Raw genomic sequence first — 16,715 nt, 5'->3', positions numbered from 1 at the left:
ATATTCGGTTAGATGAAAAATAAATTTAACTTTGTAGTAAACACCTATTAACCAATGAACCCTTCAACAACTGGCTGGATAGATAAGTTTCTAAGGGACTTTGATATTGAGTCTCATACATTATCATCATTGGATAGTTTATATCCAGAACTTAAGAGTGTAGGTTTTATATACGGAACTTCTGTAGCATTAGTATTACCTAATGAATCAGGAATTGTCTATTCTGAAGAAGAAAGAACTAAAATCAATCTTTTTACGGCATTGGTGGTTACATATTATGAAACCATTGACAATGGAGATTCAAAAGATTGCATAAAAGCATTGATTGAGTTTTATGAATATCTGGATACCAAAAAATCTTTCTTTTCTTTCATTAATGCCTTAACCAGCAATAAAAGTGAAAAGCTAGAGAAAATCATGCACACTAGGATTCAGACAAATGAATCTATTTTTAAAAAGAATTTTAGTCACTTATTAACCAATGCTTTGTTATTCATTGATGTATTGGCATTTGAGCATTTTTTGATTCACGATAAAAATCCAATTGACTATGCATCCTCACTTGAAGAAACTTTAACCAATATTGTTTTTCTTGCTTTAAATTCTAAAATAGAGAAAGATACTCATGATGAGTTATTGGTTAAGTTATTTGCTTCATCTGTTAGGTATACTGAAGTGAATACAGAAGATGATGCCAGTTTTGATCAAATTCATCTTGAAGATTATACGGATGAATTAGAAAAGAGATATATTCTTGATCTCACAAGTTTAGCTGTATGGAATGATAAAGAAATTGATCTTGGTGAACAAGATTTTATACGTGCGTTAGGCGCAGAGCTTTCATTATCGAATGTCTGGGTAAAAGAATCTTTGCGTTCAGTACAGTCATTTGTAAAGGATCATAAAGAAGATATATCATTTTTTAATTATTCTAATCCTGCTCATCATTTTTACAAACAAACTTCCAGGACTGTAAGTGTTTTAATTCTTAGAAATAAGAAAAGATTAATCAAAGAGATCTCTGAAAGTAAAGATTTAATGATTCTATTAGGGCAATCTGCAGTAAGGGATTTATCTAAAGAAGAAAAGCGACAGGTAAAACAGCAGTTACTAGATGTTTGTAAAACGATACCTTCGCTTGCAATTTTTATCCTACCAGGAGGTAGTTTGTTATTACCTTTATTGGTTAAGTTTATTCCTCAATTACTTCCTTCTGCATTTAACGAGAATAAATAAAAAATCCCTGACGATTTGATCAGGGATTTTTTATTTAGTTCTACACTTCTAATTTTTGAAGTTCTTTGTAATTTTTTTTCAGTCTTCTGGTCAGTATACCATAGATCAACCTATATAGTAATGCCAACAATGTTACAAAAATGATTATTAACACTACAGATGATATTATAATTAGATATACAGGTACTTCTTCTCCTGAAGCTTGCTTGGTATATTCATCTGTAAAAAACGCCATATACATAGTAACAACAAAAGTTGATAATGCAATAAAACTTATATTAATCCAAACATACTGTTTTACAGTTTTTCTTGTATTCAATATATTTTTCATCAATACTGATGCCGAATCTGTAGTTTGAATATTTTTATAATTTATATAAAATCTTATCATGAAATATATTAATATCCCATAAGATATTATAGTTGCAACAATAGAAAAGTTTTCTAATCCAAGAACTTCTAATTCTTCATATCTTCCGCTTAATCTAACGATTATATCAATCGAAGACCATAAAACAAACTCTATAATACTTATGATAAAAATCCATTTTACCATAGATGATGATTTTTTTAATATCATCTTATAGATTTCGTTATATGATAACTTAGGAAGCGCATCGTCCTGATTCTTCCAGTCCTTTTTTAATAATTCTAATTCATCCATGCTTATGGGTTTAATATTTTTTTCAACTTCGTCTTCACTCTATTCATTTTTACTCTTGCATTTACCTCAGAGATTCCCATTGTCTCTGCAATTTCTTTATATGATTTATCTTCCAGATATAAGAAAACCAAGGCTTTCTCAATATCATTTAGTTGTTTTACTGCTGCATACATTAGTTTAAGCTGTTGTTCAGATTCATCGTCATATTCTTCGGTTGCTATTTTAAAATTCACTGCATCGAAATCTGCTGTTTTAATGCTTCGCTTCGATTTACGATATAGTGTTATAGCCGTATTCAACGACACTCTGTACATCCAGGTACTAAACTTAGCATCTCCTCTAAACTTGGGATATGCTTTCCATAACTGTATTGTTATCTCTTGAAACAAATCATTATGTGAGTCTGCATCATTTGTATATATTCTACAGACCTTGTGCACAATATTTTGATTTTGCTCAAGATTGGTTACAAAACTATGTTCTAATTCTTTATTCACACTGGTTAGTTACATCTTATATGTAGGTAAGAAAACGAATCCGTTACACATAAAAACTAAATTTATTATTTATTACATATATGCATTGACAAAACAACGCTTTTTATTCTTTGACAATCAACAAGTTTACCATTAAAACTTAACAAATATAAATATTATATAGTCTATATGATATTATCATTTTATCTTTGTAAAACAACACAACATGTATGAATATTCCTTATACTAATGTACCTAGATTAGTGATTATCGGAGGTGGTTTTGCAGGAGTTGCACTTGCCAGAAAAATGGCAAAAGAAAATGTGCAACTTGTTTTATTAGACAGACATAATTACCACACATTTCAGCCTTTATTATATCAAGTATCCACCTCTTCTTTAGAGCCAGATTCTATAGCATATCCTTTACGAAAAATCGTAAAACGTGGAAAAAACACTTATTTTAGGATGACAGAAGTTGATGCTATACATCCTGAAACTAAAGAAGTACACACTTCTATTGGTAGCATTACTTATGATTACTTGGTAATTGCAACAGGAGCTCGTACGAATTTTTTTGGTAATTCGAATATTGAAAAAAATGCGATGCGTATGAAAAATTTACCGCAAGCATTAAATCTTAGGAGCTTGATGTTAGAAAATTTAGAACAAGCCGTAATTACTACGAATCCAGAAAAAAGAAAAGAATTACTAAGTTTTGTGTTAGCTGGCGCAGGACCTACTGGTGTGGAGTTAGCAGGAGGAATTGCAGAATTAAAACTCAATGTACTTCCCAAGGATTATCCGGATATGGATTTTAGTGATATGAAAATTCACTTAATCGAAGGTGCTGATCGTGTTTTGCCTCCTATGAGTACACATGCTTCTGAAAAAGCTACCAAATTCCTAGAAAAAATGGGGGTTCATATTCATACCAATACTCAGGTAACAAATTATGAAAATAACCTTGTCAGTACCAATACGGATTTATCCATTAAAACAGCTACTTTTATTTGGTCTGCTGGAGTTACAGGTGCTCCTGTAGAAGGGTTAAAAGCAGATTCACTTATCCCTAGAGCCAATCGATACAAAGTAAATCAGTTCAATCAAATTGAAGGATATGATGATATCTATGCGCTTGGAGATATTGCACTTATGCAAACTAAAGAGTATCCTAAAGGACATCCTATGGTTGCACAACCTGCTATACAACAAGGAAATCACTTAGTAAAAAATCTAAAAAGACATCTACAAGGGAAACCTATGATTCCTTTTAGTTATTTTGAAAAAGGATCTATGGCAACCATTGGGCGTAATAAGGCAGTTGTAGATTTAGGAAAATTTCGTTTTGGTGGATTCTTTGCCTGGTTTGTATGGATGTTTATTCATTTATGGTTTTTAGTAGGGTTTAGAAATCGTTTTGTTACCTTCTTTAATTGGACATACAATTATATCAATTATGATAAAGCGGCAAGACTCATTGTAAGGCCTTTTAAGAATAAAGAAGAAAACGAAGTAGAAAGAGTATAGACTATTTTATTCTATTATATTTCTAAAATAGTTGACTTTTAACTTTTAGAATTGAATCTAAATGATATTTGATTATTTTGCTTCTACCTTCTCTTGTATTAAGGATATTTTCAAATTCTTCCAGATTGTCCATAAAAAAACTTTCTGTTAGTACAGCAGGCATTTTTGTTTTAGACAATACAAAAAAACGTTGTTCCTTATCTAAATCTCCATCACTAAAATCCGTACGCAATCTTCTGTCTGGGAATTCTTGTTTATACGTTTCGCCAAAAATTGTGGCTATTTTATCGCTTTTAGTATCACCTGGAGAAGTATAAAACTCTGATCCTGATCCGCCTCCTGCATTGCTATGCACACTAAGATAAAAACTTTTTGACGCTGGATATTGATTTGCTCTTTTCACTCTTGTTTCTAATCGCACATCTCTATACTCAGGAGCTATATTTACATAAGAAATCTTAAGCAATGTAAGCTCTTGAATGATTCCGTTAACAATTGCTCTATTAAATTCTCCTTCATAAATAATTCCTTTATCACCCCAATCTTTTCGTTTTCCTGGAGTTTGATACTTACCATTAATCAATCCTCCATGTCCATTATCTAATAAAACTATCATAAGCTTTTAATTTTTAAAATTTAGTTTGTAAAAAGCGTTTGGCATTTAGTTCTGAAATAAGCCAGTACTCATCATCTGTTAGATATCCTCTCAATTCAATCCCAAAACGACGTTCTCTATAATCCTTTTGTAACATATAAAAATCAGTTCCAAAAAGTACTTTCTCTCTAATTGGATAAGTGTTTGCTTTTCTAGAATGACTATTCACCAAATTTTTAAGCAATGGATACAATCGATCATCAAATACTGTAAAAGAGATATCACTATATACATTTTTATGATTCTCTATAAGATCTCTAATCTGAGAATACCAATCTTCTGCATCTGCCAAATACTCTGGATCCAAGCTTTTACTAAGTTTCGGGTTATCTAGGTATTTATCCCATTCTTCATTGCCTCCAAAATGAGCTATGTTTAATTTTAGATCGGGAAAATCTTTTAACAACTCTCTATACCAATGTGGGTGATTAAGGTATTGAGCAAAATCGTATTGTTTACGTGCCTCTTTCTCATCAAATGTTTTAATCTGTCGTGCCTGCAACAACATTTCTGAAGTTATTTTTGTCCTAAAATGGTTTTTATTTTTAGGAATACAGTGTGTTGTAATAGGTATTTGATGTTCTTCGGCATAACGCCATATAGGATACAATCGTTTATCTGTAGGGAAAAAACCTAAGGCTGGATATAATTTTATTCCTGCAAAATTATGCTCTTCAATATACTCTTTTACCAATTCTAATAGATTAGGACGTCTGGGATCTACGCAAATAAATGGCAATAAATTATCTTTATATTCGGGTTTTCTTTTTAAGGCTGCCAGGTCTTCAATTTGCTTGATAAAATTATTCTTGGCTTCGCCTGCACCCATATAATCAAAATCAACGGTTAACACTCCAAATTTGGCATTTCTGGGATAGTACTCTCTTAATTCATTATAAGCTTCTTCTTGTGATTTCTTTAATGCAGAATAAAAAAAAGCAGAGTATCTGTTTAAAGTTTTCTTTGCAACAGCTTGCCCTAATCTAGCGACCCACTTTTTTCTTGCCCAAGTGGTTGGAAATATTTTACTCATAAAATATTTGGGGATATACTCCATTGTAAAAATATGTGTATGAATATTATGAATTATATACTCTAATTTTGGTTTGGTTCCCGACATTTTATAGATATTACGGATTAGTACTCAAATTTCGTTTATTAAAATCACAAAGTAAAGAGGGAAAACACCTGAATTTCAATTAGTTTATAACATAATTAAGATGTAATCGTAACTATATTCAATTATGAACTACGTCCTAGTAATTACATAAGTCGATGTATTTCTTGTGCTACAAAATCCATAGTTTCGTAGCAACAACAATACGTATATTATAGTCAGAAAGAATAAAAACTATAAAGTTATAGACATTTGTATAGTATTAGTCATTAGACTTTAGGGAGTATACTATAGGATCTCATAGGTTATAAACATGCTTTTGTTTAACGAAACATAAACAACATCGCTTTATCCAAAATATCGTACCCATTTATCTTGATTGATAGTTAAAATAAACTTTGATGTACTAATCCTAATACTTGCTATAGGTGAGTCATTTACTACAAAAGTCGATTCCTGAGCAGTATCAGATCTAGAAAAAGACAATCCACTTAATTCTTCTGCTATTCCTTGAGTAAGTAAAATACGATCCTGAGATGAGATAAAAGCCAGTTCTAATTCCTTTAGAAAAAGAGAATTGTTTTCTACATCATCAAATCTCCTTAGAATTAAATGTTTAATATCATCTCTATCTATTATTTCTTTTGGTGCATATAAATCAGCTTCTTCATCTAAATTATCAAGAAATGAAAAATCTATTTTAGAGGATCCTAATATCAATATTTTTCTATACCAATACTTCTCTTGACCATATTTTTTCTTATACGCGAAAACTATTAATTTAATAAGATCAAATATTGAAGCAGTTTTTAGGTAAACGCTAAATTTTTTTATGTGAGAATCTAATTCTTCCATTTTTGGGTCTCTTGCATCCAAAATTGCCTTTTCCTGATAATACAGAAATGCTAAATCAAAATCAATATTCATGTTATTTTTCTCCAATTAAAGATTACATATCCTTATATAGGTACTGTACTGGTAACAAATTGCACTAAGTCTTCTAAATTTTCAAATTCTTTTTTTTCTCCTACAGTAGCATTTAACATAACTACAGTTGCTTTATTATCAATAACAAAAATATTGAATGCACTGTTGATAATTTTCGATTCAGGAATTGGTCCTTCATCTCCTTCTATTCCTCCCCATATGTAATCCTCCTTATCAAACATTATATATCCTAATGATTCTAATTTACTTTTAATTTTTTGTACTTCCATAATTCTAATTTTTAAACCAAAATGCATATTTATTAGATGCAGACCATATTTTTTCAAACTCATCTATTGTTAATACTGCTTCCACACCAGGTTTACCGCTCTTCACACCTTCAATTCCCTCTATTGGCCAAGGATCTCTAACTTTAACTAATCCATCTTCTATCTTATCAACTATAATAGCATGACTTATACTATCATTTCTACTATTTTTAACCCAGGCTACCCAGGAATTATTATTCCCCAATATTGAAGATATTTCTTTAGTTGAAATTGGAATATGCTCTAAAATTCCTTCACCAAATTTTTTACCTTTAAATATTTCCAAACTTGCTTTTGTCATTTCACCTTCATAAGTAGGAAAACCTTTAATAATTTCTCCGAATTTCCTTACTTGATTTTCCGTCAAAACGATTTTTTGATCTTTTGCTAATTGCCTAATGCACGCTATTGCACAGGACAATGAGTCTTCCTGACCAAAAACTTTTCTTGATAAAATCTTTGAATATTTTAAAAAACCACCTGTACCAATAACACTTTCTCTAATAGTACCTGAGAAATTTTCTAAATGTTCAATAATATCTTCTAAATCATCTGAATTTTCAGCATTCTTTGCTAAAGCTTCAGCTGCTTCCAACGCTTCTCCTGCCTTCTTCTTCAACAATCGTTCCACTACAGCATCTACACTCAGCGTTGCCAGGTCTACTAAGATAAGATATTCCCGCAGATGTTGGCATAAGGATTTTTGTCCATTTTCTTGTGGATCTGCTCCTGGATCACAACTCTCTACAAAATTAAGCATGGCACCCAATGCTCCAGATGTAACCTCTACCACAGATGCAGCAAACTTTAATCGTAACAATACTTTAGAGACGCCTCCTACATTCCTTAATTTTAGTAAATGTCTAAATTTAAGAAGATTCCCTACTCCTGTAAATGTGGTAATAATATCAATTGCTAACCAAGTACCTTTTTCAAAATTATTCCATGCTGCTTTGTCATCAAAAGCTTTGAGATAAAATGCAGGAATTACAGTACTATCGATTTTAAATGCTCCTTTCTCTGGTATCTCTGGCATACGGATCGGTTGAAAAGGATGATATGCGCCTACAACAGTTGTAAGAATATCACCAGTTCCAGCTTTTATAGATCCACCAGTTCGTTCTGTTCTGGTTACTTTAATCTGTAATCCGTTTTTAGAATTTTCAAAATTAAAATCAAAACCGTTTTGATAAAACCCTAATACTTTCTTATTGGTATATGCTATATTTTCTGGACCCGTAGCAGTATCATTGGAATACATCTCCTGATTTGCCCAACTACTAAAATACCAGATACCATATATAAATTGTATGAGGTTGGTAAAATTAGTTGCTCCAAATCCTTTATCATTCATTTTACTGTATAAACGCTCAAATAGTGTTTCTTTATTTACCTTATGTACCAACAAAGCATTCAGCAACGTATCAGCTCCTTTACCTATAAAATTGGTTCCTTTTCCTTCTTTTAAATTAATAATTGCTAACGCCTTCAATATTTTAAGAACTACTTTTTCTTCATCAGTACCTATTTCATCTACAAAAGTTTTTAAAATACTAGTTAGATCATTAATCAGTTGTTTTGCACCTCTGGTTACCAATGCAAAATCAGGAGCTTTTTCATACAACCAGTCCAAAATATTAGGATCTCCTCCTGCACGTTTAAATGCATTATTAAATCGCAAATCAATCTCTTCCTGTATATTTGATTCTCCTCCAACATTAATATTTAGTAATTGTAAGATTGTTGTAAATTGATCATAGAATTTACAACGTAACAAAATTGCATAATCTTTTAGTGGAGGTCTTTTCCCAACATCTTCGGCATATACAAATCCTAATTCGAAATATGCTTGTTCTTCTTTAAAATCTATTAACACCCTAAAATCAGGAGTAGTATGTACTAAACCTAGCTTTTTATTTAGTTTCTTGTCTGGAAACAGCGCTATCTTATCTCCTTGTGGAGTTTTTGCTTCATAAGGAACATTGATTCCTGTTTCTTGATCTCTAAAAAACAAAAAATCTTTGGTTGGAAAAAGCTTTTGCTGGTCAGCAGCTGTTGCTTTTAGAACAGAAGTACTTATATAATCTTCATAATCAAAAAGAGACGTAGTTCCATTATTTCTAACTCCAGAAATCAAAAAAGTAAACATTTTTTTAAAATCAACCAAGCCTTCATAAAATCCCTCCCTTTGCCAATTACCTATAGGGCTATCATCTTCTCTAAAACTAAAAATGCTGGTAGCAGTACTTTTTTGAAACTGGCTAGGAAAATCATTAATATCATTCTCAGAAGATCCCAATTGCTCAAATGCCTTGTTTCCTGTAGTATTCAACTCATCAAAAACTCCCATATACTATAGTTTTTAAACTCATTAGCAAAAACCATCCAGAAAAAGAATGGTTGTTCCTTTTTCTGGATAGCGATTTTTGTATTATAATTTTTGTAATAATGTTCCAAGTTGGATCACAGCGGCTCTTGCAATCTCTTCGGTACTATAGATAATACTGGTTGCAATGGGTGCTTCTCTGGTGATAAAAACGGCTACCTGAAATCCTCCTTCTACTGGATTTATGGCAACGGTATCTGTACCTCCAGAAATCACTTCTTCTACTACCGCATCCAATGCTTCTGTTGCTTCTGCCTCTGTAGGAAACAATTTGGTTCCTACTAAGACATCATTGCTTGTATTGTTTATAATCTGAGAAATTTTAAATGCAAACCCTTCTCGGCCGCCTCCACTAAACACCGAAGTTTCTGCACGAGATCCTTCTCCTGTGGTATCTCCGCCTTGATCCTGATCTCCGTTCTGATCTCCAGTATTACCAGAACTACCACCTCCTAGCGTTACAGTAGAATTCTCAAAAGATTTATGTTGTGTACAAGAACAAGGCAATCCTCCTTCATTAAGAGATGCAGATTCTGCCTGTACAATAGTAAGATCTGTAGGTACTCTGGTTTCCCACTCTTCTTCTACAATACCTTCTACTGGTTTTAACTCATCTACAATCGATAGGTATAGATCATTATCTTGATCTAAAGCCAGGTTATCTCCGTTAAATACTTCTCCAGTCTCTAGATAGTATAACACTGCCTCTTCAAACCCAGGACGTACAGGTACTACCATACGTGCCATACCACTCTGCATAAATGCCTGAAATATTGGATCAGATCCATTGCTTCTCTGGAATAACTTCTTCCATTTAGACTCATCTGCCCAATAATATGGATAGAAAAGATAAGCCATAATTTCCCACTCGAATGCTTGTTCAAAGAATTTAACCTGTCTGGTATACAACTCATATTCTTCGTTTAATATGATCTTTGGTATACCTGTTTCTGCTTCCAACTCTGTGTTATGCTTACCTATATCGATCCCAAACGGTTTTGCTAACATTTCGATTGCAGCACGCTTCAACTCTCGTTTCTCTAATGTTCTATTAAGTAACGGATTAAATTTAAGCTCCGTTCCTATAGTTCCTTCTTCATCTGATTCTATTGCTAGGTTATATTCATTAACTCTGTCTGTATACGCCTCTAATATAGCATCATAAGTATCATTCTGCCATTGTTGATATGCTTCTGTAGTACGTTGACATTTTATGAGGACATTTACATTAGAAATCCAGTTCCAGTTAAAAAAAGCAGATGCTGGCAATTCTTCTTTATAATAATTATCTGGATATAAGCTTCTAAATACACCGCTATTAATAGGAAACGTAATCCCTCCTACAGAAATTTTTACTGTACCGTTATGTGCTGTACCCGAGGTCTTAGCTGCTATTGCTTTATAGCCTATTGGTATTTTTATGATTTCTGATACTGCTTTATTATCTCTATCACTACCGTCCTGACCTACTTGTGACTTTGTAAACGAAATTCCTGTGTAATTATATTGAGATGGAGGTGCAGATACCACAGCATTATATTTAGCGGCATGTAACTGATAATTAGTTTCTGTGAGTGCAGAAGCCGAAGAAATACCATGATCCTTAGGGTGTTTCGGTTTTTCTGGTAATATTTTACCGTTTTCATCTTCATAATTTCCGCTTTCTGCATCTTTTATAATCGCACTTTTTAGAAAGATCGAAGGTTCTGGAATCATAAACTCATACATCAATCGCTTACCATAATTGATCAATGTATTTTTATAGATTTTATCAACCCAGCGATAAATACCTGTTACATGCTGATCTCCTTCTCTATTATCAAACCCGTGTTTGTTATTTTCTTCGAACTCTCTTAAAACTCTGGATGTTCTTTTCTTATTTACTTTTTGCACCACACGTTCTAATGTACGTTGTGTAATCTCCTGTGCATATGACTGAGCTGTGGAAGTAGAATTAGAAGTTGCACTAGAGGATGCAAAATCAGCATAGGCATCCGCATTAAAATTAACTTTCCCATAGGATCCAGAAACTCCTGCAGAAGCTCCGAAACTCTGAGAATCATCTTCATTTAATACAGAAGTTACTTCAGTCTGTAATTCATTTCTTTCTGTCGTGCTAGTATCCGTAAGATTTTCGGTTTCTGTTTCGGTTGATGTCTCTGTAGTACTTTCTGAGCTTATTAGTCTTCTAGTGGATCGTTCTTTATATTCTCTTGCTAAGATGTTTTCTATATGAGAGACTTCACCAGGCACATAACAACATACTTCTTGATCTACTTTCCTAAAATCAGCTATCCCGATCTTGGTAATACCATAAAAATTAGGTTTTGGTGTTTCGTCTCCACCGTCACCCGTACCATCTCCTGTTCCATCACCATCACCAGTACCATCTCCATCTCCAGACCCATCATCTGTATTCACCACAGTAGCACAGCCAACATTAGTCGAACTACTCAAGATTATATCAGTCTCAAAAGCTAGTTTTACACCATTATTTAATGTTATTTCACCTTTAAAAAGCATACTTCTTACACCTAAAGGAATACGAAGTTCATTAGGGAAAAAATTTATAAATATAGATTCATCTGTATTTGTGTTATTAAATATTCTAGTCTCACTACCATCTTGTTGACTGCCATTCTTAAAGTCTAATGTGTAAAAAGCATCGGTGATTTGAGCATTATTATATCCCACCTTTAGGTTCATAGACATTCCCGCATTACTAGAAATTGATATACTTGATTTGGTTGCTGTAGGCACACCTATTTCTATATCCGTATCTGGATCTGGATCTGGATCTGGTACATCACCTATGTCAATTAGTTGTCTAAGTACATAAATCGAATAACAATACCTAGCAACTGGAATTTTATTAGCATCAATGGTTACTCCATTATATTGAACTCGAGTATTAGTTTGCGTAGTATTATCTGTAATAACTTGATTTTCTTCTCTAACTCTATCCTCTATTACTTCTATGATTTGATTACAATCTGTATTAGGGTCCAAATTTAAGTTCTCAATAATATCGTAAGATTCGCTCGATATTTTATCTTCTAAGTATGCTATGCTAAATACTTCTGATGGTTGAAACTCAAACTTAGGTAATTGTATCCTTTTAGAAAGATTCGTAACAATCGGATCTGCTGAGTCATTTAAATTCTTAGTGTCTGTAGGTAATCCGTCTCCTTCGGATGCATATAGTATTTTATCTAATGCCTTTTCTTCATTAACTATAAATTCCTCGTACTTACCATCAAACTCTTTCTGGATTTTTGTATTTAAATCTTTGTCTACTTTTCTAACTTCTTTAATAGCCGTTTCTAAAACTTTAATATTTTCTTTAGCTACTGCTTCAACAAGCTCATCTTGTAATTTTCTATTAAAAACAGCATCAGAAAGAGAAGGTTTATTATCTCCTGTAGTATCCAAATTCCCTTTTATATCCTTTGGGATAACAACACTGGCATTAGCTAGACGCCTCATATCTTCTACAGTGTTTATTAACTTAAGGTTGGCAGAAGGTTTAGTTAAATAATCATTTTTATCTATGAAATTATTTCCAACCAGCATTTGGATACAAGCTTCTTTTATATTGTTATCACTACTGGTAATTGTTTGATACAGCAGATTTTCCCATAATATTTTTTCTTTGCCTCCTGATAGTTCTGAAACTCCAGTTGCAGCTTCTGATGCAGTCTCTGGAGTAATGGTATTACGATTTCTGGCCAGCCAAAATGAAAAATCATACATACTAGCATTAATTTTTCTTATCCCTTCAAGGGTCTTTATTGCTTCAAAATCCCTGGCGGCAGTAGCCAAAGCTTTATATATATCCTTTGGAGTTATCGAACGTGCGATTGCTTCTTTAAATGCACTTTGGTTTTCTTTTTCATAAAAAACAAAGCCTCTTTCTTTTTCTTTTTCTGATAGTAACTGTGGGTTACGAATTGTAATAAATCTGAATAAAGTGGATTCCATATGACTATTTGATTTTATATTATTGACTATTTATTATCCTAATTAGGTTTCATTTATTTAGAAACAATCTGTTTACTCTATAGCAAACTAGATCGTAGAATTTATAGGTTCGCTATTGTACACAGCGAAACCGAATCAGGTATTTCTACATGAAACACCTTATTTAAAATATGAAAGGTCATAACACTGAATAAAGCAGATATTCAGTTAAAAATTACGTGGGGTAATCTTTCTAAAGGTATATTTTTAAAAACTCACAAAACACTTGTTTGCTGCATGTAATTGTTAAATAGTTATTAGATATTAATCTATATTCTTAAAAAATTACAGTATTTAAATTTATAGCTTATAATATTAAGTGTCTTTTAGAGCAGATATGTTACCATAAAAAAGTAATAAATATTTCAATTTGTCAAAAAAGTTGTATTTACTCATCACAATCCGTCCTATTTTTTCTACAGTTCGGTAGCATTCAATTTTATTCGTTATTGTTTTACAAGATTTTTGGATCATCAATCAAAATAAATAACAAAATCCATGAAATCTTCACTAACCATTATTTTAATATTGACTAGTTTATTTTCTGCTGCACAGTCTACCATTTCGGGAGTTGTCACAGATCCATCAGGAACTCCAATTATTGGTGCAAACATCTATCTGGATGGCACCTATGATGGATCTTCTTCTGATGATCACGGAAATTTTTCTTTTACAACATCAGAGATAGCAGAACAAACACTCGTTATTTCATTTCTTTCCTTTGAAACCTATTCATTATATACTTCGGTTACAGAAATGAAAGATTTAAGAATTACACTAAAAGAAGATGTAAACTCATTAGGTAGTGTTATTCTTAATGCAGGTACATTTTCTGCTGGTGATAATAGTAAAGTATCCGTATTGACACCATTAGATATTGTAACCACTGCAGGAGCTGCTGGAGATTATATTGGAGCATTCCAAACGCTACCAGGTACATCTACAGTTGCAGAAGATGGCAGATTATTTGTACGAGGTGGCGATGCTAATGAAGCCAATGTGTATATCGATGGGCTTCGGGTTTTTCAACCTTTTTCGGCAACTGCCAATAATATCCCAACAAGAGGGCGTTTCTCTCCTTTCTTGTTTAAAGGAACAAACTTTTCTACTGGTGGATACTCTGCAGAATATGGAGACGCTTTATCTAGTGTATTACTATTAAACACCATAGATGAACCAGAACAAGAAAAAACAGATTTTTCTTTTATTAGCGTAGGTCTTGGAGTGGGAAACACTCAAAAATGGAAGAAAAACTCACTTAGTATTAATGCTTTTTATCTAAATCTAAAACCATATCAAGAAGTAATATCTCAGCGCGTTGATTGGATAAAACCTTTCGAATCTTTATCAGGAGAAGCAGTTTTCAGACATCAATTTAACAATGGATTATTCAAATTATATGGTGGGTTAAATTATACAGATTTCGAATTGATACAAGAAGACATTAATGTACCAGAAGGAATTAATTTTGGGCTTACCAACAGAAACTTATATATCAATGCATCGTATAAAGGTGATCTTGGAAATGATTGGACACTAGCTACAGGAGCAAGTTTTGCCAATGATCATAACGACATTAAAATTATAGAAACACAAGTCGATAATGACGACAACAGTGCACACCTAAAGGTAAAGTTGAGAAAAAGATTCAGTAATCGTTTTAAGTTAAGTTTTGGAGCTGAGCAGTTTATTGGAGATTTTAAAGAAGAAGCTAATGATCCTTCCTTCGGAAGTTTTCAGAGTAGTTATAACAACAATAGTACTGCCGCTTACTCTGAAGCAAACATCTTTTTTAGCAAAAAACTAGCTATGCAATTAGGAGTGAGAGGTACCCATAATGCATTGCTTGATTATACGAAGGTTTCTCCCAGAGTTTCATTAGCTTATAAAATTGCTCAAAAATCACAGATTTCGCTGGCTTACGGAGATTTTTATCAAGCACCTCAACAAAACGTACTTAAGTACAATACTGCATTAGATCCAGAGAAATCATCTCATTATATTTTCAATTATTTATATCAAAATAATGGACGAACCTTAAGAGCGGAAGCTTATTATAAAAAATATGACCGCTTGGTGAAATTTGATACAGAACGACCAGAATTTAGTAGTCTCTATAACAGTAACGGAGATGGATACGCTACAGGATTAGATTTGTATTGGAGAGATAATAAATCGATCAAAAACTTCGAATATTGGGCTAGTTACTCCTATCTCAATACAGAGAGAGATTACAGAAATTATACAGAAAGAGCTACTCCTAATTTTGCAGCAGCACATAATTTATCACTAGTAGGTAAATATTGGATTAAAGATTGGAAATCATTGATAGGCGCTACCTATAATTTCGCATCAGGTCGTCCTTATGATAACCCTAACACTGGAGTATTTTTTGGAGAAAAAACCAAAGCCTATAATGCACTAAATCTAAACTGGGCTTATTTAATTAGTCAACAAAAAATTCTATATGTTTCTGTTTCTAATGTGTTAGGTTTTGATAATGTATTTAACTATCAATATGCTAATACACCAAATGTTAATGGGGATTTTGCAAGACGCGCCATTCGTCCTACAGCTGATCGTTTTTTTATCATAGGATTTTTCTGGACTATTAGTGATAATAAAACAGATAATCAGTTAGATAATCTATAATACAGTTCGGTATATAAAAACAACAATTCGGTAATATATAATTTCAAAACATACAGTATTAAAGGATCTTTACACTGTAAAACTAAAACATCTATATCATGAAAATAATCATCATCATACTTACTTTTTTTACAGTTACCACTGTAAATTCACAAGCAGCCTATGAGAAAGGCATGAACAAAGCATTTGAGCTTTGGGGAAATCAAAAAAATGATGAAGCTGTTAATTTGTTCGAGCGTATTGGTAAGGCAGAAAAAGAAAACTGGTTACCGTATTATTATGCTGCACAAATACATATCATTACCACGTTTAATATCAAAGATGCTGAGGAAATTGAATCAAGACTTAAAAAAGCGCAAAATTACTTAAATGAAGCTAAAATATTCTCAAAAGATAATGCAGAAATTCTAATTCTAGAAGCTATGTTAAATACGGCATATGTAGTATATGACCCTGCTAATTACGGAATGACACATTCGCCCAAAGTAGAACAACTCTATCAAAAAGCAAAAGTGCTGGAACCACAAAATCCGAGAGCAATATTATATCATGCAGAGTGGCAAATGGGATCAGCAAAATTCTGGGGTAAAGACCCAAAATCCTTTTGTCCTGAAATAGAAAAAGCTATCTTGTACTTTGAAACAGCAGCATCTACGATCCCATTTTACCCAGATTGGGGAAAGGATCAGGTAACAAGGATTCAGAAAAATTGTAAATAAGACTT

12 protein-coding genes are annotated in these 16,715 nt (G+C 32.6%); 4 read left to right on the top strand and 8 right to left on the bottom strand.

The annotated features are described in order from the left end of the window. Positions 1-54 precede the first annotated feature (54 nt). Positions 55-1,236 (top strand): LETM1-related biofilm-associated protein, encoded by a 1,182-nt coding sequence (locus tag QBK95_RS15795; protein WP_280935514.1) that lies wholly within the window; start codon positions 55-57, stop codon positions 1,234-1,236. A gap of 40 nt (positions 1,237-1,276) precedes the next feature. Here QBK95_RS15795 and QBK95_RS15790 read toward each other — a convergent pair whose 3' ends face one another. Continuing rightward, complete coding sequence (locus QBK95_RS15790) at positions 1,277-1,900, bottom strand: DUF8845 family protein (protein WP_280935513.1); 624 nt, start codon at positions 1,898-1,900, stop codon at positions 1,277-1,279. 2 nt (positions 1,901-1,902) lie between these two features. After that, positions 1,903-2,397, bottom strand: coding sequence for an RNA polymerase sigma factor (locus QBK95_RS15785; RefSeq protein WP_280935512.1), 495 nt, complete (start codon positions 2,395-2,397; stop codon positions 1,903-1,905). Between the two features lie 209 nt (positions 2,398-2,606). On the opposite strand from QBK95_RS15785, the gene QBK95_RS15780 reads away from it, so the two are divergent. Further along, complete coding sequence (locus tag QBK95_RS15780; protein ID WP_280935511.1) at positions 2,607-3,905, top strand: NAD(P)/FAD-dependent oxidoreductase; 1,299 nt, start codon at positions 2,607-2,609, stop codon at positions 3,903-3,905. A 22-nt stretch (positions 3,906-3,927) separates the two neighbouring features. Here the strand turns inward: QBK95_RS15780 and QBK95_RS15775 are convergent, their stop codons facing one another. The 6 genes from QBK95_RS15775 to QBK95_RS15750 form a co-directional block, all read right to left on the bottom strand. Continuing rightward, complete coding sequence (locus QBK95_RS15775) at positions 3,928-4,521, bottom strand: N-acetylmuramoyl-L-alanine amidase (RefSeq protein ID WP_280935510.1); 594 nt, start codon at positions 4,519-4,521, stop codon at positions 3,928-3,930. Between the two features lie 13 nt (positions 4,522-4,534). Further along, complete coding sequence (locus tag QBK95_RS15770) at positions 4,535-5,680, bottom strand: amidohydrolase family protein (RefSeq protein WP_280935509.1); 1,146 nt, start codon at positions 5,678-5,680, stop codon at positions 4,535-4,537. Between the two features lie 345 nt (positions 5,681-6,025). Continuing rightward, positions 6,026-6,604: a hypothetical protein gene (locus QBK95_RS15765; protein WP_280935508.1), complete on the bottom strand. Its 579-nt coding sequence runs from the start codon at positions 6,602-6,604 to the stop codon at positions 6,026-6,028. A gap of 32 nt (positions 6,605-6,636) precedes the next feature. Then, positions 6,637-6,894 carry a hypothetical protein gene (locus tag QBK95_RS15760; RefSeq protein ID WP_280935507.1) on the bottom strand — a complete coding sequence of 86 codons (258 nt, stop codon included), beginning with the start codon at positions 6,892-6,894 and terminating at the stop codon, positions 6,637-6,639. 4 nt (positions 6,895-6,898) lie between these two features. Continuing rightward, entirely contained in the window at positions 6,899-9,283 is a 2,385-nt protein-coding gene (locus tag QBK95_RS15755; RefSeq protein ID WP_280935506.1) for a hypothetical protein, read from the bottom strand. An 81-nt stretch (positions 9,284-9,364) separates the two neighbouring features. Beyond that, positions 9,365-13,300, bottom strand: coding sequence for a hypothetical protein (locus tag QBK95_RS15750; RefSeq protein ID WP_280935505.1), 3,936 nt, complete (start codon positions 13,298-13,300; stop codon positions 9,365-9,367). 537 nt (positions 13,301-13,837) lie between these two features. Between QBK95_RS15750 and QBK95_RS15745 the strand changes: the two genes are divergently transcribed. Together QBK95_RS15745 and QBK95_RS15740 are read left to right on the top strand one after the other, a co-directional pair. Further along, entirely contained in the window at positions 13,838-15,991 is a 2,154-nt protein-coding gene (locus QBK95_RS15745; protein WP_280935504.1) for a TonB-dependent receptor, read from the top strand. A 98-nt stretch (positions 15,992-16,089) separates the two neighbouring features. Beyond that, positions 16,090-16,710 carry a hypothetical protein gene (locus QBK95_RS15740; protein ID WP_280935503.1) on the top strand — a complete coding sequence of 207 codons (621 nt, stop codon included), beginning with the start codon at positions 16,090-16,092 and terminating at the stop codon, positions 16,708-16,710. The last annotated feature ends 5 nt before the right edge of the window (positions 16,711-16,715 follow it).

Source organism: Aquimarina mycalae (assembly GCF_029906345.1).
Lineage (GTDB): Bacteria > Bacteroidota > Bacteroidia > Flavobacteriales > Flavobacteriaceae > Aquimarina.
This window is presented reverse-complemented; position numbering and strand designations above follow the sequence as displayed.

Coding starts and splice junctions, on each gene's coding strand:
- QBK95_RS15795 (WP_280935514.1), top strand. CDS start 55: ATGAACCCTTCAACAACTGGCTGGATAGATAAGTTTCTAAGGGACTTT.
- QBK95_RS15790 (WP_280935513.1), bottom strand. CDS start 1,900: ATGGATGAATTAGAATTATTAAAAAAGGACTGGAAGAATCAGGACGAT.
- QBK95_RS15780 (WP_280935511.1), top strand. CDS start 2,607: ATGAATATTCCTTATACTAATGTACCTAGATTAGTGATTATCGGAGGT.
- QBK95_RS15775 (WP_280935510.1), bottom strand. CDS start 4,521: ATGATAGTTTTATTAGATAATGGACATGGAGGATTGATTAATGGTAAG.
- QBK95_RS15770 (WP_280935509.1), bottom strand. CDS start 5,680: ATGTCGGGAACCAAACCAAAATTAGAGTATATAATTCATAATATTCAT.
- QBK95_RS15765 (WP_280935508.1), bottom strand. CDS start 6,604: ATGAATATTGATTTTGATTTAGCATTTCTGTATTATCAGGAAAAGGCA.
- QBK95_RS15760 (WP_280935507.1), bottom strand. CDS start 6,894: ATGGAAGTACAAAAAATTAAAAGTAAATTAGAATCATTAGGATATATA.
- QBK95_RS15755 (WP_280935506.1), bottom strand. CDS start 9,283: ATGGGAGTTTTTGATGAGTTGAATACTACAGGAAACAAGGCATTTGAG.
- QBK95_RS15750 (WP_280935505.1), bottom strand. CDS start 13,300: ATGGAATCCACTTTATTCAGATTTATTACAATTCGTAACCCACAGTTA.
- QBK95_RS15745 (WP_280935504.1), top strand. CDS start 13,838: ATGAAATCTTCACTAACCATTATTTTAATATTGACTAGTTTATTTTCT.
- QBK95_RS15740 (WP_280935503.1), top strand. CDS start 16,090: ATGAAAATAATCATCATCATACTTACTTTTTTTACAGTTACCACTGTA.